Source organism: Paenibacillus sp. FSL H8-0034 (assembly GCF_038000305.1).
Classification (GTDB): domain Bacteria; phylum Bacillota; class Bacilli; order Paenibacillales; family NBRC-103111; genus Paenibacillus_S.
On the sequence record NZ_JBBOBS010000001.1, the window covers coordinates 3,401,124 to 3,419,278 of the forward strand.

13 protein-coding genes are annotated in these 18,155 nt (G+C 47.8%); 12 read left to right on the forward strand and 1 reads right to left on the reverse strand.

From position 1 onward, the window contains the following. Positions 1–61: 61 nt before the first annotated feature. The 6 genes from NST47_RS15250 (at position 62) to NST47_RS15275 (ending at position 7,038) form a co-directional block, all read left to right on the forward strand. Positions 62–934, forward strand: coding sequence for a 3-hydroxyacyl-CoA dehydrogenase family protein (locus tag NST47_RS15250; protein ID WP_341155888.1), 873 nt, complete (start codon positions 62–64; stop codon positions 932–934). Next, positions 931–2,142 (forward strand): acetate/propionate family kinase, encoded by a 1,212-nt coding sequence (locus NST47_RS15255; RefSeq protein WP_341155889.1) that lies wholly within the window; start codon positions 931–933, stop codon positions 2,140–2,142. The genes NST47_RS15250 and NST47_RS15255 overlap by 4 nt, the downstream gene beginning before the upstream one ends. A gap of 169 nt (positions 2,143–2,311) precedes the next feature. After that, positions 2,312–3,610, forward strand: coding sequence for an asparagine--tRNA ligase (gene asnS / locus NST47_RS15260; RefSeq protein ID WP_341155890.1), 1,299 nt, complete (start codon positions 2,312–2,314; stop codon positions 3,608–3,610). Positions 3,611–3,635: 25 nt separating this feature from the next. Then, positions 3,636–4,310 (forward strand): DnaD domain-containing protein, encoded by a 675-nt coding sequence (locus NST47_RS15265; protein WP_341155891.1) that lies wholly within the window; start codon positions 3,636–3,638, stop codon positions 4,308–4,310. Positions 4,311–4,414: 104 nt separating this feature from the next. Next, positions 4,415–5,710 (forward strand): aminotransferase class I/II-fold pyridoxal phosphate-dependent enzyme, encoded by a 1,296-nt coding sequence (locus NST47_RS15270; protein WP_341155892.1) that lies wholly within the window; start codon positions 4,415–4,417, stop codon positions 5,708–5,710. Positions 5,711–5,940: 230 nt separating this feature from the next. Then, positions 5,941–7,038 (forward strand): ATP-binding protein, encoded by a 1,098-nt coding sequence (locus NST47_RS15275; RefSeq protein ID WP_341155893.1) that lies wholly within the window; start codon positions 5,941–5,943, stop codon positions 7,036–7,038. Positions 7,039–7,143: 105 nt separating this feature from the next. On the opposite strand, the gene NST47_RS15280 is transcribed toward NST47_RS15275, so the two are convergent. Continuing rightward, a complete protein-coding gene (locus NST47_RS15280; protein WP_341155894.1) occupies positions 7,144–7,812 on the reverse strand; it encodes an ankyrin repeat domain-containing protein in 669 nt (222 codons plus the stop codon). Positions 7,813–8,228: 416 nt separating this feature from the next. Between NST47_RS15280 and NST47_RS15285 the strand changes: the two genes are divergently transcribed. The 6 genes from NST47_RS15285 to NST47_RS15310 all read left to right on the forward strand — a co-directional run bounded on the left by NST47_RS15285 (position 8,229) and on the right by NST47_RS15310 (position 17,833). Further along, positions 8,229–9,056, forward strand: coding sequence for an ABC transporter ATP-binding protein (locus NST47_RS15285; protein ID WP_341155895.1), 828 nt, complete (start codon positions 8,229–8,231; stop codon positions 9,054–9,056). Next, a complete protein-coding gene (locus tag NST47_RS15290) occupies positions 9,016–10,116 on the forward strand; it encodes an efflux RND transporter periplasmic adaptor subunit (protein ID WP_341155896.1) in 1,101 nt (366 codons plus the stop codon). The genes NST47_RS15285 and NST47_RS15290 overlap by 41 nt, the downstream gene beginning before the upstream one ends. After that, positions 10,116–13,037, forward strand: coding sequence for an ABC transporter permease (locus NST47_RS15295; RefSeq protein WP_341155897.1), 2,922 nt, complete (start codon positions 10,116–10,118; stop codon positions 13,035–13,037). Before NST47_RS15290 ends, NST47_RS15295 begins: the two co-directional genes overlap by 1 nt. Before the next feature lie 3 nt (positions 13,038–13,040). Next, entirely contained in the window at positions 13,041–13,922 is an 882-nt protein-coding gene (locus tag NST47_RS15300) for an ABC transporter ATP-binding protein (protein WP_341155898.1), read from the forward strand. A gap of 141 nt (positions 13,923–14,063) precedes the next feature. Then, the gene (locus NST47_RS15305; protein WP_341155899.1) at positions 14,064–15,542 is read left to right on the forward strand and encodes an ABC transporter substrate-binding protein; all 1,479 of its coding nucleotides are present in this window, start codon (positions 14,064–14,066) and stop codon (positions 15,540–15,542) included. A 116-nt stretch (positions 15,543–15,658) separates the two neighbouring features. Then, positions 15,659–17,833 carry a hypothetical protein gene (locus NST47_RS15310; RefSeq protein ID WP_341155900.1) on the forward strand — a complete coding sequence of 725 codons (2,175 nt, stop codon included), beginning with the start codon at positions 15,659–15,661 and terminating at the stop codon, positions 17,831–17,833. Positions 17,834–18,155: the final 322 nt, after the last annotated feature.

An 18,155-nucleotide genomic window follows, 5' to 3' on the forward strand; every position in this document is an offset into this window, starting at 1 on the left:
TAATGACTCTGATAGGAGTTCGTATAGAAAAAGAGATCATGCGCCCGGGGAGGACTGTTGTATGCAGTGGAACAAGGTTGGTGTTGTTGGTGGAGGCACCATGGGACAGGGAATTTCGGAGATGCTGGCGGCACACGGCCTCGATGTGATTTTAATAGACAGAACGACACAGAAGCTGGAGCAAGCGGGGGAGCATATTGAAAATAGTCTGGATAAGCAGATGGAAAAGTGGGCGATTACGGCTGCTGAGAAAAAGCTGATTTTATCCCGAATTCATAAAAGTACCGATATGGACTTGCTAACGGACTGCAATATGGTCATAGAGTCGATTAGTGAGGATTTGGAACAAAAGAAGCTGTTGTTTCAGCAGTTGGATATGCTATGTCCGCCACCAGTCATTCTGGCTAGCAACACCTCGACACTCAGTCTGACTGAAATTGCGGCATCCACAGCGCACCCGGAACGGGTAATTGGTATGCATTATTTGTATCCGGTATCCCGCATCCATCTGGTGGAAATTATTAGAGGATTAAAAACTTCAGAAGAAACGTTCTCACAAACGAAGAAATTTGTTGAGACGACGATCCAAAAGCATGGTGTTCAGGTCTATGAATCTCCAGGTTTCGTAACGACTAGACTCATCTGCGTACTTATTAATGAAGCGATGCATACGCTGTCAGAGCGAGTGGCTAGTGCTGAGGATATTGATATGGCGATGCGTTTGGGCTACGACTTCCATTATGGTCCGTTGGAGCTGGCAGACCGCTTTGGATTGGATTCCGTGCTGGTGGCGATGGAGCGGATGTTCCGGGAGTTCGGAGATGTTAAATATAGACCGGCCGTATTGTTGAAGCAAATGGTCCGGGCGGGGGAGCTCGGCACGAAAACAGGACAAGGCTTTTTCCGGTATGACAGGGATGGTGATCGTCTATGAATATTTTGGTTATTAATGCGGGAAGCTCATCATTGAAGTTTCTTATGTACAATATGGTTAATGAAGAGGTGCTGGCCAGCGGCAGAGTTGAACGGATCGGGATGGATTCGGCGATTCTAAGCTATGAGCCTGCAGGCAGGACTGAAATTCGCGAGGTAGCCGAGATTTTGGAGCATACTACGGCAATTCGCAAGGTGCTGGATATACTAGTGCACAAGGAGCACGGGGTGCTTGCTTCTTCATCCGATATTGATGCGGTTGGTCATCGCGTCGTCCATGGGGGCGAATCGTTCTCCAGCTCCGTGATTGTCAATGACGAGGTCAAGCGGGAAATCAAGCGATTGTTTGATCTTGCCCCGCTGCACAATCCTGCGCATATGCTTGGTATTAACGCGGTAGAGTTGAATATGCCTGATGTTCCTCAGGTTGTTGTATTCGATACGGCCTTTCATCAGACGATGCCTGCGAAGTCTTATCTGTATCCGATTCCACTTGTTTTATACCGAAAGCATCAGGTCCGGCGTTATGGCTTCCATGGAACATCACATGATTATGTGAGCGAACGGGCTGCCAGATTCATAGGGAAACCGCTTGCCGAGCTGAAGATGGTGACCTGCCACATCGGCAATGGAGCAAGCTGCGCCGCGATACTTAACGGTCAATCCGTTGACACGAGTATGGGAATGACACCGCTCGAAGGATTGATGATGGGCACTCGCAGTGGAGACATTGATCCGGCCATTGTCCCTTATGTGATGGGCAAAGAGGAACTGACGATGAATGAGGTCAATTCGATGTTGAATAAGCATAGCGGTTTAATGGCGATTTCCGGTTTAAGCAGCGATATGCGGGAAATTCAACAGTCGATGGCTGCAGGTGATGGGAGTGCCGTTTTGGCTTTTGATATGTATGAGTATCGCTTGCGTAAATATATTGGCTCGTATGCCGCGGCTATGAACGGACTGGATGTCCTTGTGTTTACGGCAGGAGTCGGTGAGAATTCATCGATTCTTCGTGAAGCGGTATGTCGGAACTTGACGTTCCTGGGGCTGGAGCTTGATGAGGAAGCAAACGGACAACGTACGCATGGAGATCGGGCAATTTCGACCGCGGGATCACGTGTAAAAGTACTGGTCATTCCTACGAATGAGGAATTGGTCATTGCTCGTGATACATATCGATTAATATTGGCTCGGCAGAAAGTATAAAAAGTACATGTCAACTATAAGCCGAATTTGTGTGTGAGACTTCGCGATCAAAAGAGGATTTTTTTGAACAAACTTTTGCTGGAAAATGGATATAATGGATGTAGCGGATATGGATTATAGCCTACGGATTAGCATTGTAAATGAGATTCAGGAAGGAAGGGATCAAGCAATGAGTTCACACTTAACGATGATTCGAGAGGTTGAGAAGCACGCTAACGAAACAGTGAAAATGGGTTGTTGGCTGCACAACAAGCGCTCCAGCGGCAAAATTCAGTTTTTGCAGCTGAGGGACGGCTCCGGCTACATTCAGGGCGTAGTTGTGAAAAGCGAGGTGTCGACCGAGGTCTGGGAAGCAGCCGTCAAGCTAACGCAGGAAAGCTCGCTGTATGTTACAGGGACCGTTCGGGAGGATACTCGCAGTAAGGGCGGCTATGAGCTGAATGTGACGGGTATTGAAATTATTCAGATTACCGAAGAATATCCGATTACGCCCAAGGAGCATGGTGTAGATTACTTGATGGATCATCGCCACTTATGGATTCGTGCGCCGCGTCAGCGCGCCATCCTTGTGGTTCGTGCACAAATCATCCGTGCGATACAGCAGTTTTTTGACGAGCGCGGCTTTCAATTGGTCGATCCTCCGATTTTAACCCCTTCCTCCTGCGAAGGGACGACGAATTTGTTTGCTACGAAGTATTTTGACCAGGACGCCTATTTGACGCAAAGCGGTCAATTGTATATGGAAGCGGCAGCGATGGCATTGGGACGCGTGTATTCATTCGGACCTACCTTTCGGGCGGAAAAGTCCAAGACACGCCGTCATCTGATCGAATTCTGGATGATTGAGCCGGAGATGGCGTTTGTGACCCATGAGGAAAGTCTCGTTATCCAAGAGCAGTTCGTCTCGCATATCGTCCAATCCGTACTGCACAACTGCCGCAAGGAGCTGGAGGTTCTGGAACGCGATGTGACCAAGCTTGAAAGCATCACAGCACCTTTTCCAAGAATATCGTATGACGAAGCGGCCCAATTTCTCCAAGCAAACGGACATGAATTTGCATGGGGTGAGGATTTTGGTGCACCGCACGAAACGGCGATAGCAGCTAGCTATGACAAGCCGGTATTTATTACGAATTACCCTACAGAAATCAAAGCATTTTATATGAAGCCGGACCCGAATCGTGCTGAAGTTGTGCTGTGTGCCGATATGATCGCACCTGAGGGCTACGGGGAAATTATTGGCGGCAGCCAGCGGATTGACGATCCCGAATTGATGGAGCAGCGTTTTGCGGAGCATGAGCTTTCCAAGGAAGCTTATCAATGGTATCTCGATTTACGTAAGTATGGTACCGTACCGCATTCCGGCTTTGGACTCGGTCTGGAGCGGACGGTTGCCTGGATTTGTGGATTGGATCATGTACGGGAGACGATTGCATTCCCGCGGTTGTTGTACCGGTTGTATCCTTAATGGTTTGGCGTGAAGAGGTGGATTGATGAAACAAAATGAGAAGGATCGTGAGCGGCAGGAGCTGCTGAGTGCTTTTGCAGCTGGCTGGAAGGCGGGACATATCGGTGTCCCTTACCTGCTGATCAAGCATTATCATCAGTTGAAGCTGACGGAAGTCGATGTGATGCTGATGATTCATGTGTTGGCATTTATGGAAAAAGAACGCAAGGAGTTTCCAACGCTTGAGGAACTGCAGGGACGTATGTCCGTAACGCCAGAAAAAGTCATTGCTTCGCTGCAAAAGCTGTTGAAGGCGGGCCATCTGACTATTGATGAAGCGGTTGACCCGATCAGCGGCATTCAGGGAGAGAAATACAATCTGGATCCGCTGCTGGAACGATTGGCCGGTTTCTGGTATGAGGAGGAACTGCAGCGCAAAAAAGCGATGGAGCCTGAACCGGAAACACGCAAGGATATTTTTTCGATATTCGAAAAAGAGTTTGCCCGTCCGTTAACACCGATGGAGCTCGAATCGATCACGGGTTGGCTGGACAAAGACAAATATATGGAGCCGTTGATATTGGCTGGACTGAAGGAAGCGGTATTTGCAGGCAAGGTGCATTTTCGCTACATTGACCGGATTTTGCTGGAATGGAGCCGCAATCGGATTACAACCGTTGAGCAGGCCAAGGAGCATTCACAGAAATTTCGCTCCAGATGATAGCGCTATTCGCTTAATTGAAGCCTCCATGACGGATGAAACATCATACTAATAAACAGATCGTAACCACAGCAGCGGTACGACTGTGATAAGGAGTCATCGGAATGCGTGCACTTAGTGATTTGAGCGCCAACGAATTGGCCGAAGCTGAATTGAACATACAAGAACAATACGATGCTTACCAAAATCGAAGGTTGAAGCTGGATATGTCCAGGGGCAAGCCGTCTCCAGAGCAATTAAACCTGTCGATGCCAATGCTGGATACTGTACAATCGTCCGATATATTGAACGCTGCAGACGGTACGGATTTGCGTAATTATGGCGGTATTGACGGGATTCCGGAGGCGAAGGCGTTATTTGCTCGATTGCTTGAGGTGGATTCCACGGAAATTATCATTGGTGGCAATTCGAGCCTTAATCTGATGCATGATACGATAGCCAGAGCGATGATTCATGGTGTGTACGGCAGTGAGACCCCTTGGGGGAAGCTGCCGGTTGTGAAATTTCTTTGCCCGAGTCCAGGGTATGATCGTCATTTTGCGATATGCGAGCTTTTCAATATTGAAATGATTGTGATCGATATGCTGGATGATGGACCGGATATGGATACGATTGAGCGGCTGGTTCGCGAGGATGGTTCGATTAAAGGTATCTGGTGTGTGCCGAAATATAGCAATCCCGAAGGCGTTACTTATTCCGATAAGGTTGTAGACAGATTGGCAGCGATGCCTGCAAAAGCGGCTGATTTCAGAATTTTTTGGGACGATGCTTATATAGTTCATCATTTAACTGCCCGTCCTGATCCGTTAAAAAATATGCTTGCAGCGTGTAAAGCGGCAGAGAATGCGGATCGTGTCTTCGTATTCGCTTCGACCTCCAAAATCACCTTCCCTGGTTCAGGCGTTGCCGTGATGGCAGCCAGTATCGCTAACGTTGGTTATATTCGGAAGCAATTATCTATTCAAACTATTGGACCTGATAAAATTAATCAGCTGCGACACGTTCGGTTTTTCCCTGATCTGGAGCAGATCGCAGCGCACATGAACCGGCATGCTGCCCTAATTAAACCTAAATTTGATACGGTGTTAAACAAGCTTGAAGCAGAGCTTGGCGGGAAGCAGTTGGCGACCTGGAAAAAGCCGGGCGGCGGATACTTTATAAGCCTGAATACGTTGGATGGCTGTGCGAAAGCAGTAGTCAGTCTGGCCGCAGAAGCCGGTGTTACCTTGACTCAGGCTGGCGCAACGTATCCGTATGGTAAGGATCCCAATGATCGGAATATTCGGATAGCTCCGACATTTCCTTCATTAGAAGAGCTGGAAACAGCCATTGAAGTTCTTTGTCTTTGCATTCAGCTGGTTAGCATTCGGAAGCTTCGGGCGGAAATTGCAGCAGGCTAAATAAACAGGAACCTTTAGCGCCACAAGACTGAAGGGTAACCCGCAAGAGGGCACTTCTAAAAAGTGATCCATTTGCTGGCTATCTTTCATAGAGTGAGCCTGAAGGTTCTTTTATTTTCCCATTTTGTTTGAGGGATCTGAGAGTCCGTACAGCGGGTAGACTTCACTGATCAATTATGATATTATTGAATTACGTAATAACGTAAATGATGATATATGGAGGTGTTCGTGTGACTCGTGATCTGGGATTGGAATTGGATGAATTGAAGAAGCAATTGAATGAATTGCAAAGGTATGTGCAGCAAAGCAGGATGGATACTAGTCGGAAAAGTGAGATTATAAGTGATCCGGCAGACCCTGATGACGAAGCAAATGAGGGTTCTGGTCGCATATATTATTCCGGCCAATATCGAAATTCAACAATCAAATACAAGTGGAAAGCCCAGGAGCAGCAAATCAGCAGCTTGCTTAACCAGGATGGCGAGAAGCTGGCCAAGATATTGTCAGCGCTTGGCAACAAGCAGCGACTGGATATATTAAGGTCCGTCTTGCAAGAACCCGTCAATGGTATGGATTTGGTGGGGCGGCTTCATATGGGGACAACGGGTCAATTGTATCACCATACAAAAGCATTAATGGGAGCCGATTTGCTCATCCAGGAAGAACGCGGAGGCGAGTACAGCCTGCCAGCACATCGGGTGCTCCCGGTTCTACTGCTGCTCGCAGCTGCGGCTGATTTGGCGGATACCGGGACTTATATGGATATGGCTGAAGCCAGGGATCATGCAGGTTTATATTTAGGTGCAGGAAAGACGAAATATGACCCCTACTTGCTCGTTTGGGCGTTAATTGAAAATTCCATTTTGGAGCACCAATCCGGGTATTGCAGTCAGATCGATATTTATTTGCATGATCAACGGAATGTGACTGTTGCAGACAACGGTCGGGGGATTCCGATCAGCGCACTCAGCGCCCCTGATAAACCGAATTTACAGGCAGTGCTGACCGATATTCAGCGTCCTGGTTTAAGTGCACCCTATTTTGCAGCGGGTGGTGAAAAAGGGATCAGTGTTGCTGTAGTTAATGCTTTATCGTATCAACTAGCTGTGGAAATACGCAGAGACGGCCATGTGTACAGACAAAATTATAAGCACGGTATTCCACAAACAGGCGTACGGGTCGTGGGAGTGACAGGTGAAACGGGAACGAGTGTAACGGTGGAGACAGATCCGGATCTGTTTGCAGCCGACTTTGAGCTTCATATTCTGCAGAAAAGAGCGGCGGAAATCCAGGTTGCGTATCCCAAACTCACCGTTTTGGTCCACTAAGCGTGCTTCTTACGAATTGAAAGAGGGAATCAGAAAAAAACGGCATTCGCCTCTGATGAGGGGATGCCGTTTTTTGTGGTGAGCATGCAGTACGGCTTGTATTCCTTATACCAAGTCCGTTGTGAGGAGGTTAAGCAGTTCCATGTTAGCGGAATTTCGGGCCATATCGACAGGTGTTACCCCTTCATCGTTGGCGATACGTGGGTCTGAGCCATGCTTGAGCAGAAGTGCAACCATCCCGATATGCTGGTTGTGTACTGCTGAATGCAGCGGTGTCCAACCGCTTTGTTGGCGAGCATTCGGGTCTGCGGCATGCAGCAGAAGTACTTCGGCGATAGAAGTATGCCTGCCAGCGGCAGCCGAATGAAGTGGTGTCACACGCATGGTGTTGTAAGAGACGGTATTGACTTTAGCGCCGCGCTCAAGGAGAGCTACGGCTATTGTGCTATGCCCGAAGAAAGCAGCCAGGCCAAGCGGTGTATAGCCGTCATGTGAATAGCTGTCCATAAGCGCTGGTGACTCCTCAAGTAGATCGACTACAGCCGATAGCTTGCCAACTGCAGCGGCTTCATGAATAGTTAAGCTTACACGGAGGTCAAGCAATAAAGTAACTATCGATTTGGCTCCATAATATTGGGCGATCAGGATAGGGCTGTTTCCTTCTGAATCCTTGTGCCGTGCCACATCTGGATGTTCCTTGAGTAAGCGGGCTGCTTGTTCCATATCCTTCGCTTTAATGGCTTGCATGAGCTGTTCTATTAGTGATGATGACATAAATAGTACCCCCCCCCCGAAGTCTTCTACAGCATGGTAAAGCCTGATAAAATGACGTCTTTACAGATAAAGGTGAAAATATGTTGACCTGTAATTATATAACAATTCGATTTGTTTATCAATGCATGGTTGATGATTCAACGAAATTCGATAGTATTCATCAGACCAGCTAATTTTTATCCTGTTTCTGTAACCTTTTGCCGATTCGCCTCGTCTAAGATTAGGGGAGATCATTTTGTTATTCGCAGGTCAAGCTGCTGTATGCTGGAAGAATAGGGAAAACCAGGTTGGTTCATGGAAACTTGGCGAGTCATGATGAAGCTGGCTGTTTTGATGAAGAGTGCTATTGGAAGCTTACATAATTCGTTATTCTTATGGGTAGCGATACCTGGAAAAATACTTATAGGGGGATCAAAATGATAGGTTGGCTTCGTCCAAAAAACCAAACAAGCAAGGTTTCTGTAGGGCGGGAGCTCAATACAGAAACTGATTTACAACCTGTCATGAATGCTGGTGCTGTGGCTCCGAAGGCGGAAAAGGTTATCATTGAGCAGCGTTTTGACATTACCCAGCCGATTCTTACCGTATCGGGAGTGGAGCGTTCCTTTCCCGTTGGAGGCAGTCAACTGCATGTACTCAAAGGCATCAACATGTCCCTGTATCCGCTGCAGCTGGTCATGCTCAAAGGCCGTTCAGGCTCAGGTAAAACTACACTGCTGAATTTGATCGGAGGGCTGGATCAGCCTAATACGGGTGAGATTATGTTTCTTAACCATCCGTTTCATCGCTGCAGTGACGATCAGCGCACACAAATTCGTCGCAGGGAGATCGGTTTTATTTTTCAATCGTATGCCTTGATGCCCTTGCTGTCTGCCTGGGAAAATGTTGAACTGGCGCTGCGAATGGCAGGGGTTCCGCGTTCAGAATGGAAGCAGCGTGCTGCCCATTGCCTGGACCTGGTAGGTCTTTCCAAACGTATGCATCACCGTCCTTTCGAATTATCGGGAGGCGAGCAGCAGCGTGTGGCTATTGCCAAAGCGATAGCGCATAAACCTTCTTTGTTGTTGGCCGACGAACCGACCGCAGAGCTGGATTCCCAGATGGGTGCACAGGTGATGGCGGTATTTCGTGACATTATTACAACCGAACAAGTAACGATATGTATGACGACACACGATCCGACAATTATGGAGGTTGCCGACCATGTATTCGAAATGGTGGATGGAAAATTTATCAGCACGTAGTCTGTCCGTGCGGCCTGTCGCAATCGCTTGTTTAGCGGCTGTGCTAGTGCTTGTATCGGGCTGCTCCCTGCTGCCAAAGGAGGATGAAGAGGAGAAGCTGCCGGTCATAACAGCTCCCAAGCTATCCAAAAAACCGGAGTACATCGTGAAAACCGATATACTGGAAACCAAGGTGTACGGCTCTGGCAAGCTGATGGCTACTCAGGAGGAAGATCTGTACTTTACCGATGAAGCAAGCCGCAGAATCAAGAGTGTTCTGGTGAAAAGCGGCGACAAGGTGGAGCAAGGTCAGATTATTGCCGAGCTTGATGTGACGGAGCAGGAGAGCCAGCTGAAGCAGAAGCGTCTGCAAACACGCAAGGATGAGCTTGTTATGATCGAAACCTTGCGCAAAGCCGATGAGATGACTGTGGAGTCGCTGGAGCAGGCAAAAATCGATTTTGAACTGAAACGTGAGGAATTGAACAAGCTGGAGAACACAATTGCCAAGGCGAAGCTGACGGCACCGTATGCCGGTACGATTGTTTCTGTATTTTTGAAAAAGGGTGATACCGCACAAGCATATGATGCCGTTGCCACGATTGCCGATTTGTCTCAGCTAACCGTTGTTGGGAGCTTAAGTGCGGATGACTTGAAAAAGGTCGCGGTCGGTATGGAGGTAGTTGTGGACATTAATGCTGCAGGTCAGCACAAAGGAAAAGTACTTCAGCTGCCTAATCCTAAGGTAGATACAGGTAATGGCGGTGTTGGTGGTCAGGGAGGCAATGGGCAGCCTACACCGGATACGATTGACAATTATTTGGTTGTACAGCTGGATCCTTTTCCGCCAGGACTGAATCGGGGTACACGGCTCAGTGTGTCGGTCATCATCCAGCGCAAGGAAAACGCGGTCACGATTCCTTTATCTACCTTACGTTCCTATTCGGGACGAAACTATGTGCAGCTTGTAGACGAGCAGGGGAACAAAAAAGAAGTGGATGTAGAGATCGGCCAGCAAACATCGACGGATGTGGAAATTCTTAAGGGACTAACGCCGGGGCAGAAAGTTGTGGGTCGATAATGTCGATACCGATGCTTCGGTTTTTATATCGCAAGATGTGGAACACGCGCTGGCTAACGATAAGCTCACTGCTCGGCTTGATCATGGCTGTTGCTTTCACGACAAGCATACCGATGTATGCCGATGGCTCCTTGAAGCGAGTGGTCAGCAAATCGCTGGAAGAGAAGAGCAATGGACTGCCGGCAGGATCACTGCTGATTCGTTATCAGGCAACGGGGAGCGAGAAAGCAGATCTGGATGCACTTGCCGACGTGGATCAATATATTCAAACCGAGCTTCCTAAGGACGTTGCCTTTCCTAATCAGGCCTATGTCCGCAGCTATTCGATCCGCTCCTCCCAGCTGGCACCCGATAACCCCCAAACCGTGGATCCAAGCAAAAAACGCCAGATGACCTTGATGTCACAAAGCGGTTTGAAGGAGCAAATCGAGATCGTACAGGGGCAATGGTATGCGGATCAGATTCAAAACGGTATCGTTGAAGCTGTTATTTTGGAAGAAGCGATGTTTCGTAACGATATGCATATTGGTGATGTATTCAATTATCCCATTAGCGGGGGATTAGGTATCGCACCGCTCAAGATTAAGATAGTGGGTACGGTCAAAGCGGGCAAGGAAGGCGATCCGTATTGGTTTCAAGGCATGGAGGGGTTGGTTAATACCCTCTTTATGAGTGAGCAGTCATTTCAAACCTACATACTTCAACAGAAAAAAATTCCGCTCAATTTGGCCAATTGGTATTATGCTTTTGACCTACGTGAGATTCAGACAAGTCAATTGTCTCCGCTGCAAAATAAGCTGGAGCGTTTGGATATCACCTTGTTTCAGAAACTGAAAAATACACGGGTCGATTTATCGTTTATTCCTATTCTGCAGGAGTTCAGATCGCAGAGTCTGCAGCTGCAAATTTTGCTGTTTACATTGGCTGCACCCATGATTGCGATGGTTTTTTATTACATTGTGATGAATGCGCGTCAATCTCTGGATCGACAGCGCAGTGTAATTGCTGTTCTGCGAAGCCGGGGTGGCAGTACCCGACAAATTATTGGCATCTATTTGCTTGAAGGGTTTCTTCTGGGGGTGATCGCGTTAATCGTAGGTCCTATGCTCGGCTGGTTTATGGCCAAGAGCATAGGCTCCTCCAGCGGCTTTCTAACCTTCGTTGACCGCCAATCGGTACCGGTAGGTGTCTCGACCGAAGCTTTGCTGTACGGGGGTGCGGCTGTCTTCATAGCGATCCTGGCCAGCGTCATACCAGCCATTGTATATGCACGATCCTCCATTGTCAGCTATAAGCAGAAGCTGGCTCGTGCCGACCGGTCGCCATTTTGGCAAAAATGGTTTCTGGATGTTGGATTGATCGCTTTAGTAGGTTATGGTTACTACTTGTTCGACCAACGGCAGCTGCTCACGGCTCAGACAGGACTTACTACCGATCAACTACAGGTGCATCCGTTGCTGTTTTTTGTACCGGCCTTATCGATTATTTCCTTGGGATTGTTTTTTCTGCGGCTGTTTCCGTGGCTGCTCCGCCTATGGAGCTGGATAGGCAAGCGATTCCTGCCGGTACCGATTTATTTGACATTGACGCAACTGTCACGTTCGGCGGGGTCTTATTACCCGCTGATGCTGCTGCTTATTTTGACCTTGGGGCTTGGTGTGTACAATGCATCCGCGGCCAGAACCATCGATTTGAATTCCACGGATCGCACTCTGTATGCCTATGGTTCGGATGTGATTGTGCAGGCGGTCTGGACTGGAGTATCCGATGAGCTTCCACAGGATCAAAGTGCAGGTCAAAATGGTGGTAATAGCGGAAGTGGGACCGGTGGCTCTCCAGGTGGGGGTAATAGCGGTTCCGGTCAGCAGGGCGGAGGCGCACCCGGTGGCGCTGGCAGTGGCATGGAAGGACCTCCTCCCAAGCTGCGATATGTGGAGCCTCCATTTATTGTTTTCCAGCAGACGGAAGGCATTGACCACGCAGCACGAGTGTTACGGACCAAAGGTAATATCGTGGTTTCCGGAAAATCATTAGGGCAAGGCATGCTGATGGGAATCGATAACGTGGATTTTGCCAAAGTCGCCTGGTTTCGCAAGGATTTGTTCAAGGCGCATCCCAATGCTTACCTGAATCTGCTTGGCACGTATGAGCAGGCTGTCATTATTCCCACGTCCTTTGCCGAGAAGAATCACATCAAGGAAGGGGACATCATTAATATTTCCATTCAACAGCAGCAGGTGGAGTTTGTCGTTGTTGCCACGGTTCCTTATTGGCCAAGTCAATATCCGGATCAAACCCCCTTTTTCATTGCTAATCTGGAATACATCTATGATCAGGCCCCGATCGTTCCTTATGAGGTGTGGTTAAAAATGAAGGACGGTGCGAAGGTTACGCCGATTGTCGAAGCATTGACAGCCAAACAGATTGAAATTGCCAGTGTGAAAGATGTACGCAACGAACTGATTATCCAGAAAAAGCATCCATCCCGTGGTGGCGTATTTGGCATTTTGAGTCTTGGATTTCTCGTTTCTGTGCTTGTGTCGTTAATCGGTTATATCCTGTATTGGTTTTTCAATCTTTCCAGCAGAGTTGTGCAGTTTGGCGTGCTGCGGGCGATGGGACTTTCTCGTAGACAGCTGACGGGAATGCTTTTATTGGAGCAGGGCTTTACAGCTGGGCTGTCTATCGCTCTCGGTATTGGAATTGGGAAGCTGACCAGTTATTTATTCCTGCCCTTCTTGCAGACGGCCGAAAATGTGCAGACACAGGTTCCACCGTTCCGTGTTGTATTTAATGCCCGTGATACCGATCAGTTATATATTGTCGTGGCATTCATGATGCTGACGGGTGCTGCACTGCTGTTCCTGCATATTCGCAGGCTGCGTGTTCATCAAGCTGTGAAGCTGGGAGAGGAGAAATAAGCGATGATCAGCTGTGAAGAGCTTGTCAAAATATACAAAACCGACGAGATCGAGGTCGTCGCTCTCAAAGGTCTTAATATTTCTGTTGCTAGCGGCGAAATGATGGCGATAATCGGCAACAGCGGCAGTGGGAAGTCCACATTGCTGAATATATTGGGAGGTCTTGACCGTCCATCGGCAGGGCAGGTTCAGGTTGGAGAATGGAATTTGCTGAAAATCACTGACGAGGAGCTTGTCCAATACAAGCGTAAAACCGTTGGATTTATTTGGCAAAATAACGCCCGCAATCTGGTTCCTTACCTGACCGCGCTGGAAAATGTCGAAATGCCGATGATGTTGAGTGGTCAATATGACAGAGCCTACGCCAAGCAGCTGCTGGAATGGGTTGGCCTTAAGGAGCGAATGGGGAATAAGCTGCAGCAGCTTTCTGGAGGCGAGCAGCAGCGGGTAGCGATTGCGATTTCCTTATCCAACAAACCGACACTGCTGCTGGCGGATGAACCAACGGGCTCAGTCGATACTCGAACCTCGGATATGATCATGGATATTTTTCGCAAGCTGAACCGTGAGCTGGGTGTTACGATTGTTATTGTAACTCATGATATGGAGCTCGCGAGCAAGGTGGATCGTGTTGTGGCGATTCGCGATGGGATGACCAGCACGGAGTTCATTAAGCGCAATCCGAATCTGGATGAGGCGGGGGCTGAAGAGTCTTCCGGTTTACATTCGATGCAGGATGTGCATGAGGAATATGTCGTGCTGGATCGTGCCGGACGGCTGCAAATTCCGAAGGCCTATTTACAGGCACTGAAAATTGATAGCAAGGCGTCAATGGAGTTTGATGGGGAAAAGATCATTATTCGCCCTCCTAAGAGCTTGTCCTGATGTATTTCGAAGACTTCATGCGTCTTCATTATATACACATAAATCAGAAGTGCCTCAAACAACTACTTAAGTCAATTACATAAGGACAACCACAGAAAGCCGAATTTAAGCAGCAACTATTACAAAGGGGGATTTTAGTTAATGAAACCATGGGTTAAGCAAGCTATGCTGCTGTCCATATGTGCGGGACTCACGATTCCGCTGCTGGCGGCCTGCACAAAAATGCCGGGGGCATCGGACAAAACGGAGCGGGTTCTCCGTATCGCAACGACAATGGGCGGCAGCGAGGATGAATATTTCCGCCAGCAATTTACAGAGATCTTTGAGTATGCGAATCCTAATATTAAGCTGGAAATCGTATCAACCATAGACGAGAGCGCTCGGTATGGCCGGCCGGACCCAAGTAAAAAGCAGGTCGATCCACTCGATAAGCTCAAAGAAGTCATGCAGGGTGACAATCCGCCCGATGTGGTCATGGTCGGTTATGATCAGCTGCCTGAACTGATCAGCAACAACTTGCTGACTCAGCTTGATCCGATGATTACCAAGGACAAGTTCGATACCTCCGACATGGTTCCTGCTGTCATCGAAGGTTTGAAAAAATTAGGGGATGGCAAGCTGTATGCTTTGGCCCCAACCTTTAACTCCTCTGCGCTTGTCTATAACAAAAAAATGTTTGATGAAGCCGGAGTAGCCTATCCCAAAGACAAAATGACGTGGGAGGAAGCTTTTGATCTGGGAAGACGCTTGGGTAAAGGCGAGGGTGAAAACCGCAAATACGGATTTTCCTTCTCGACCCAATCGATGGGCGACTTGTTCTATTCGATTCAGATGTACACAGCTCCTCTTCAGCTAAGGATGTACGATGAGAAGGGCGATAAAATGACGGTCGATACCGATCAATGGGAAAAGATCTGGAAAACGATGCTGCAGCTGAAAAAGGATAAAGTGCTGCCTGAACAGCTCGATCAGGCAGCCATGAGAGCCAAAATGTCGAATCCGGGTGGTGCCGATTTTAACCCATTCCAGTACGACGATTTCTTATCTGGACGTGTGGCGATGTCGATTATTAACTATGGTCAACTGAGTCAAATTACGAACGCCAATAAAAGTGCCCAGAATGTTAAGAGCTTTACGCCGATTGATTGGGATGTCGTTACCTTGCCGGTTCATCCTGAGGCTCCTGATGTAGGAGGGTATATGAGCATGAACGGGATTATGGGAGTCAACGCCAAAGCTCAGAACGTAGATGATGCATGGAAGTTTATCAAATTCATTAATAGTGAAGATTGGGCGCGCCTGAAAGCAAACAGCTCTTATAATATCGTTACTCGCAAAAAATACATTAAGCCCAAAGACGGTGTGCAATTCCACATTGAAGCCTTTACTACCTTGACGCCTGCACCACAGCCCGATAACACGGTTTATCGCGACAAGCCGAATATTTACCAGGTTCAGGATATTGGTCGTCGTTTGTTCGAAGACGCATCACAGGACAAAATTCAAATCAGGGATGCTCTGAAAAAATGGCAAGCCGACGGTGACGCCATGCTGCAGCAAATGAAGGATAATCCTAATGGACCTGTTGGCACGATGAGCGCTGTTCCAATGATGAGATAAGGTTTTGCAACGGAAAACCAAGCAATGCTAACGAAGATAGTTTTCCTACGGAAAACTCAGAATTTGCTTACGAAGTCAGTTTTCCTACGGAAAACTTTTAGGAGGGTAACCCCATCATGATCATGATTAAACAATCCACCGCTATCCTGCTGCTGTCAGCTATTGTCACCTTAAGTACGGCTATCCCTGCTTTTGCAGCAGATAGCGGCACAACGCCGCCGTCCAGCAGCGCCATAATGACTACCGGATCGGCCCCTGCGCTCGGTACGGTAGAGATTCAGGGAGGCAGCTATTTCGAGCTGAAGAATGTGACGATGCTGACAGAGCAAAGCGGCAAGACGGTTTCCTTTACTTTGAGTGTCCATAATACAACGAGCACTGATCTGCTTTTTATCGACTATTGGGTACGCATGCGGACGCAATCAGGCAACCAAATCTCTGTCAGGGTTCTTCCACAGGATAAGGATAAAAACCGGATTACACCGCAATCGGTTCAGGATATCAGCTTTTATGCATCCGTCAATGAAACGACCGAGCTCAGCGATCTTGTGTTTGAGGTGATCAAATGGGACTTCTCGCAGCCGAATTTTGAACGAAAGATAGGGGAGGTTGCGGTTCCAGCCGGGTACTCGGTAGTTACAACCGCGAATGAATCCCATATTATTAATATGGCTGGCACTGAGGTTAAAGGCTCGATAAAAAAAGTGTTTATGACCAAAAATGAAAAGAATTACTCCCCTACCGTTGTGTTGAATATGGAAAATATAGGAAGTCGTACGGCGGTTGTGCCTGCATACCAGTTTTTGCTGCGTACAAGTGAGGGTTATATGTACCCATTGGACGCCAAGAGCTTAAAGGATTTAGCGATTAATCCACAAATCAACAAAGAAATCGAATTAACAGGCTCTGTTCCAATCACGGTTAGCACGGAGGGCTGGCAGCTTGTCATTATTCAGAACGCAGCGGATTTGAAGCTGAACCTGCCCATTGCCTACTTCGAGCTGCCTGCTGTGTCTGCACCTGACAGCGTCGACGCGGGAACGGAATATCATTTTACGAACAAAGAGGGTACGTATACCTCCAAGCTGAACTCCTTTCAGCGCCTGCCTTGGGAAGATCAGGATATTTTGACAGCGAATTTCACACTGCTAAATCAAGGCGTTGAGGCTCTGCCCATACCGGATTTGGTAGGCTACTATTTACTGGATGATAACGTCAAAGTAGAAGCCAAGCTGATCAAGACGGACAAAATGATAGGACTCCCCAAAGGGAGTGAGGCAAATTTTCAGTTTATAGGAAAAATGCCTTATACGTATGAGTTTTCTACAATTAAGCTCGTACTTGAGGAGAAAACCAGTGAAACCGAAAAGGAAGAGCTGCTAAAATTTGCCCAAAGCTCCGAGCTGCTCAATATGCCTTACATCAATGTCGGGGATATGTACAAAAAAGCTATTGTGGGCCGAAGCGCCAGCTACAAAGTACTGGGTGTGAATACCTATACAGGGGATACGGCCGATGTTTTTACCGTACAGATGGAAGCAACCAATCTCGAGAAGCGCTCTACGGACGTATCCAAGCTTGTCGCGCAGTTTAAAACGATCGACGGCTCCGTGTATCCTGCCGCCATTTCCGAAATCAAGAATAAGGTAGGTCCTGGCGGCTCCGCTCTGTTATTTGTATCCAGCACACTGCCGAAGACATTCCCAACAACGAACATGCATGTCATGATCGGGGAGGCAGTAACCGAGGATAAATATACGGAAAAGGATGCCAAACCGGATGCTTATGTGAATGCCGCTGCATTTTGGCTGCCCAATGAGAACTTTACGGCGAAGGACGATTTTGAAAATATCGATCTGTTTCCGTATACACTTCATGTCGGCGGCGTGAATACGTGGCTTAACCGAGACGAGCTCAGACTGACCTTCGATTATGAACTGACCAAAAATCTGCGGGTCGAATCGAACACCGAGGGACGCAAGCTTATTTTTGGTTTTGAGGATGAGAAGGGCAACAAGACATTTACGAAAGAATTTGATTTTAAGGACTTTGATGGTAAAAGCTCAGATTCCAGTGCCTCAGCAGGCGCCGTCTCCTCAGATCCGGCAGTCAATGATGATAAGATCAGACTGGGCAAAAAGGAAAAATTCCGGATTACAGAGCGTGATGCGGACCTGATTTTCCATTTGGATACATTAAAGACGTACAAGCTCAGCATCTATGATTCTTTTCAGGGGCAAAAGAAGCTGTTAGCCAGCAAGAAGATCGATTGGTTTACAACAACGGATTAACTGGGGTTAAAGGGTGTTAAAAGCCGAACCGTCCAACAGCATGAGAGCAGGCTGGTCTGGGCGGTTTTTCGGTTGCTCATTTATGAACGATTTGTTAAATTTTCTCCACGCCTGTTGATTATCCATTTCGTGGAAAATCGGCTTCTGACAATAAAGGCTTGGATAGTAACCGATGAATGTGAACCTTCGATTCATCGGGAAGGGTATTTAATCCAAGCAGCCGTGTAAAACGAATAAACGAGAAAGCGAATTGTCGTGTAATGTGTGGACAGGTTTGATCAAAAACCCATTTTAGTAAAACATAGGCGATTAAGGCGGGATA

Bases quoted from the DNA above. Each gene is read 5' to 3' on its own strand.
- NST47_RS15250 (WP_341155888.1), top strand. From the start codon at position 62: ATGCAGTGGAACAAGGTTGGTGTTGTTGGTGGAGGCACCATGGGACAG.
- NST47_RS15255 (WP_341155889.1), top strand. From the start codon at position 931: ATGAATATTTTGGTTATTAATGCGGGAAGCTCATCATTGAAGTTTCTT.
- asnS (WP_341155890.1), top strand. From the start codon at position 2,312: ATGAGTTCACACTTAACGATGATTCGAGAGGTTGAGAAGCACGCTAAC.
- NST47_RS15265 (WP_341155891.1), top strand. From the start codon at position 3,636: ATGAAACAAAATGAGAAGGATCGTGAGCGGCAGGAGCTGCTGAGTGCT.
- NST47_RS15270 (WP_341155892.1), top strand. From the start codon at position 4,415: ATGCGTGCACTTAGTGATTTGAGCGCCAACGAATTGGCCGAAGCTGAA.
- NST47_RS15280 (WP_341155894.1), bottom strand. From the start codon at position 7,812: ATGTCATCATCACTAATAGAACAGCTCATGCAAGCCATTAAAGCGAAG.
- NST47_RS15285 (WP_341155895.1), top strand. From the start codon at position 8,229: ATGATAGGTTGGCTTCGTCCAAAAAACCAAACAAGCAAGGTTTCTGTA.
- NST47_RS15290 (WP_341155896.1), top strand. From the start codon at position 9,016: ATGTATTCGAAATGGTGGATGGAAAATTTATCAGCACGTAGTCTGTCC.
- NST47_RS15295 (WP_341155897.1), top strand. From the start codon at position 10,116: ATGTCGATACCGATGCTTCGGTTTTTATATCGCAAGATGTGGAACACG.
- NST47_RS15300 (WP_341155898.1), top strand. From the start codon at position 13,041: ATGATCAGCTGTGAAGAGCTTGTCAAAATATACAAAACCGACGAGATC.
- NST47_RS15305 (WP_341155899.1), top strand. From the start codon at position 14,064: ATGAAACCATGGGTTAAGCAAGCTATGCTGCTGTCCATATGTGCGGGA.
- NST47_RS15310 (WP_341155900.1), top strand. From the start codon at position 15,659: ATGATCATGATTAAACAATCCACCGCTATCCTGCTGCTGTCAGCTATT.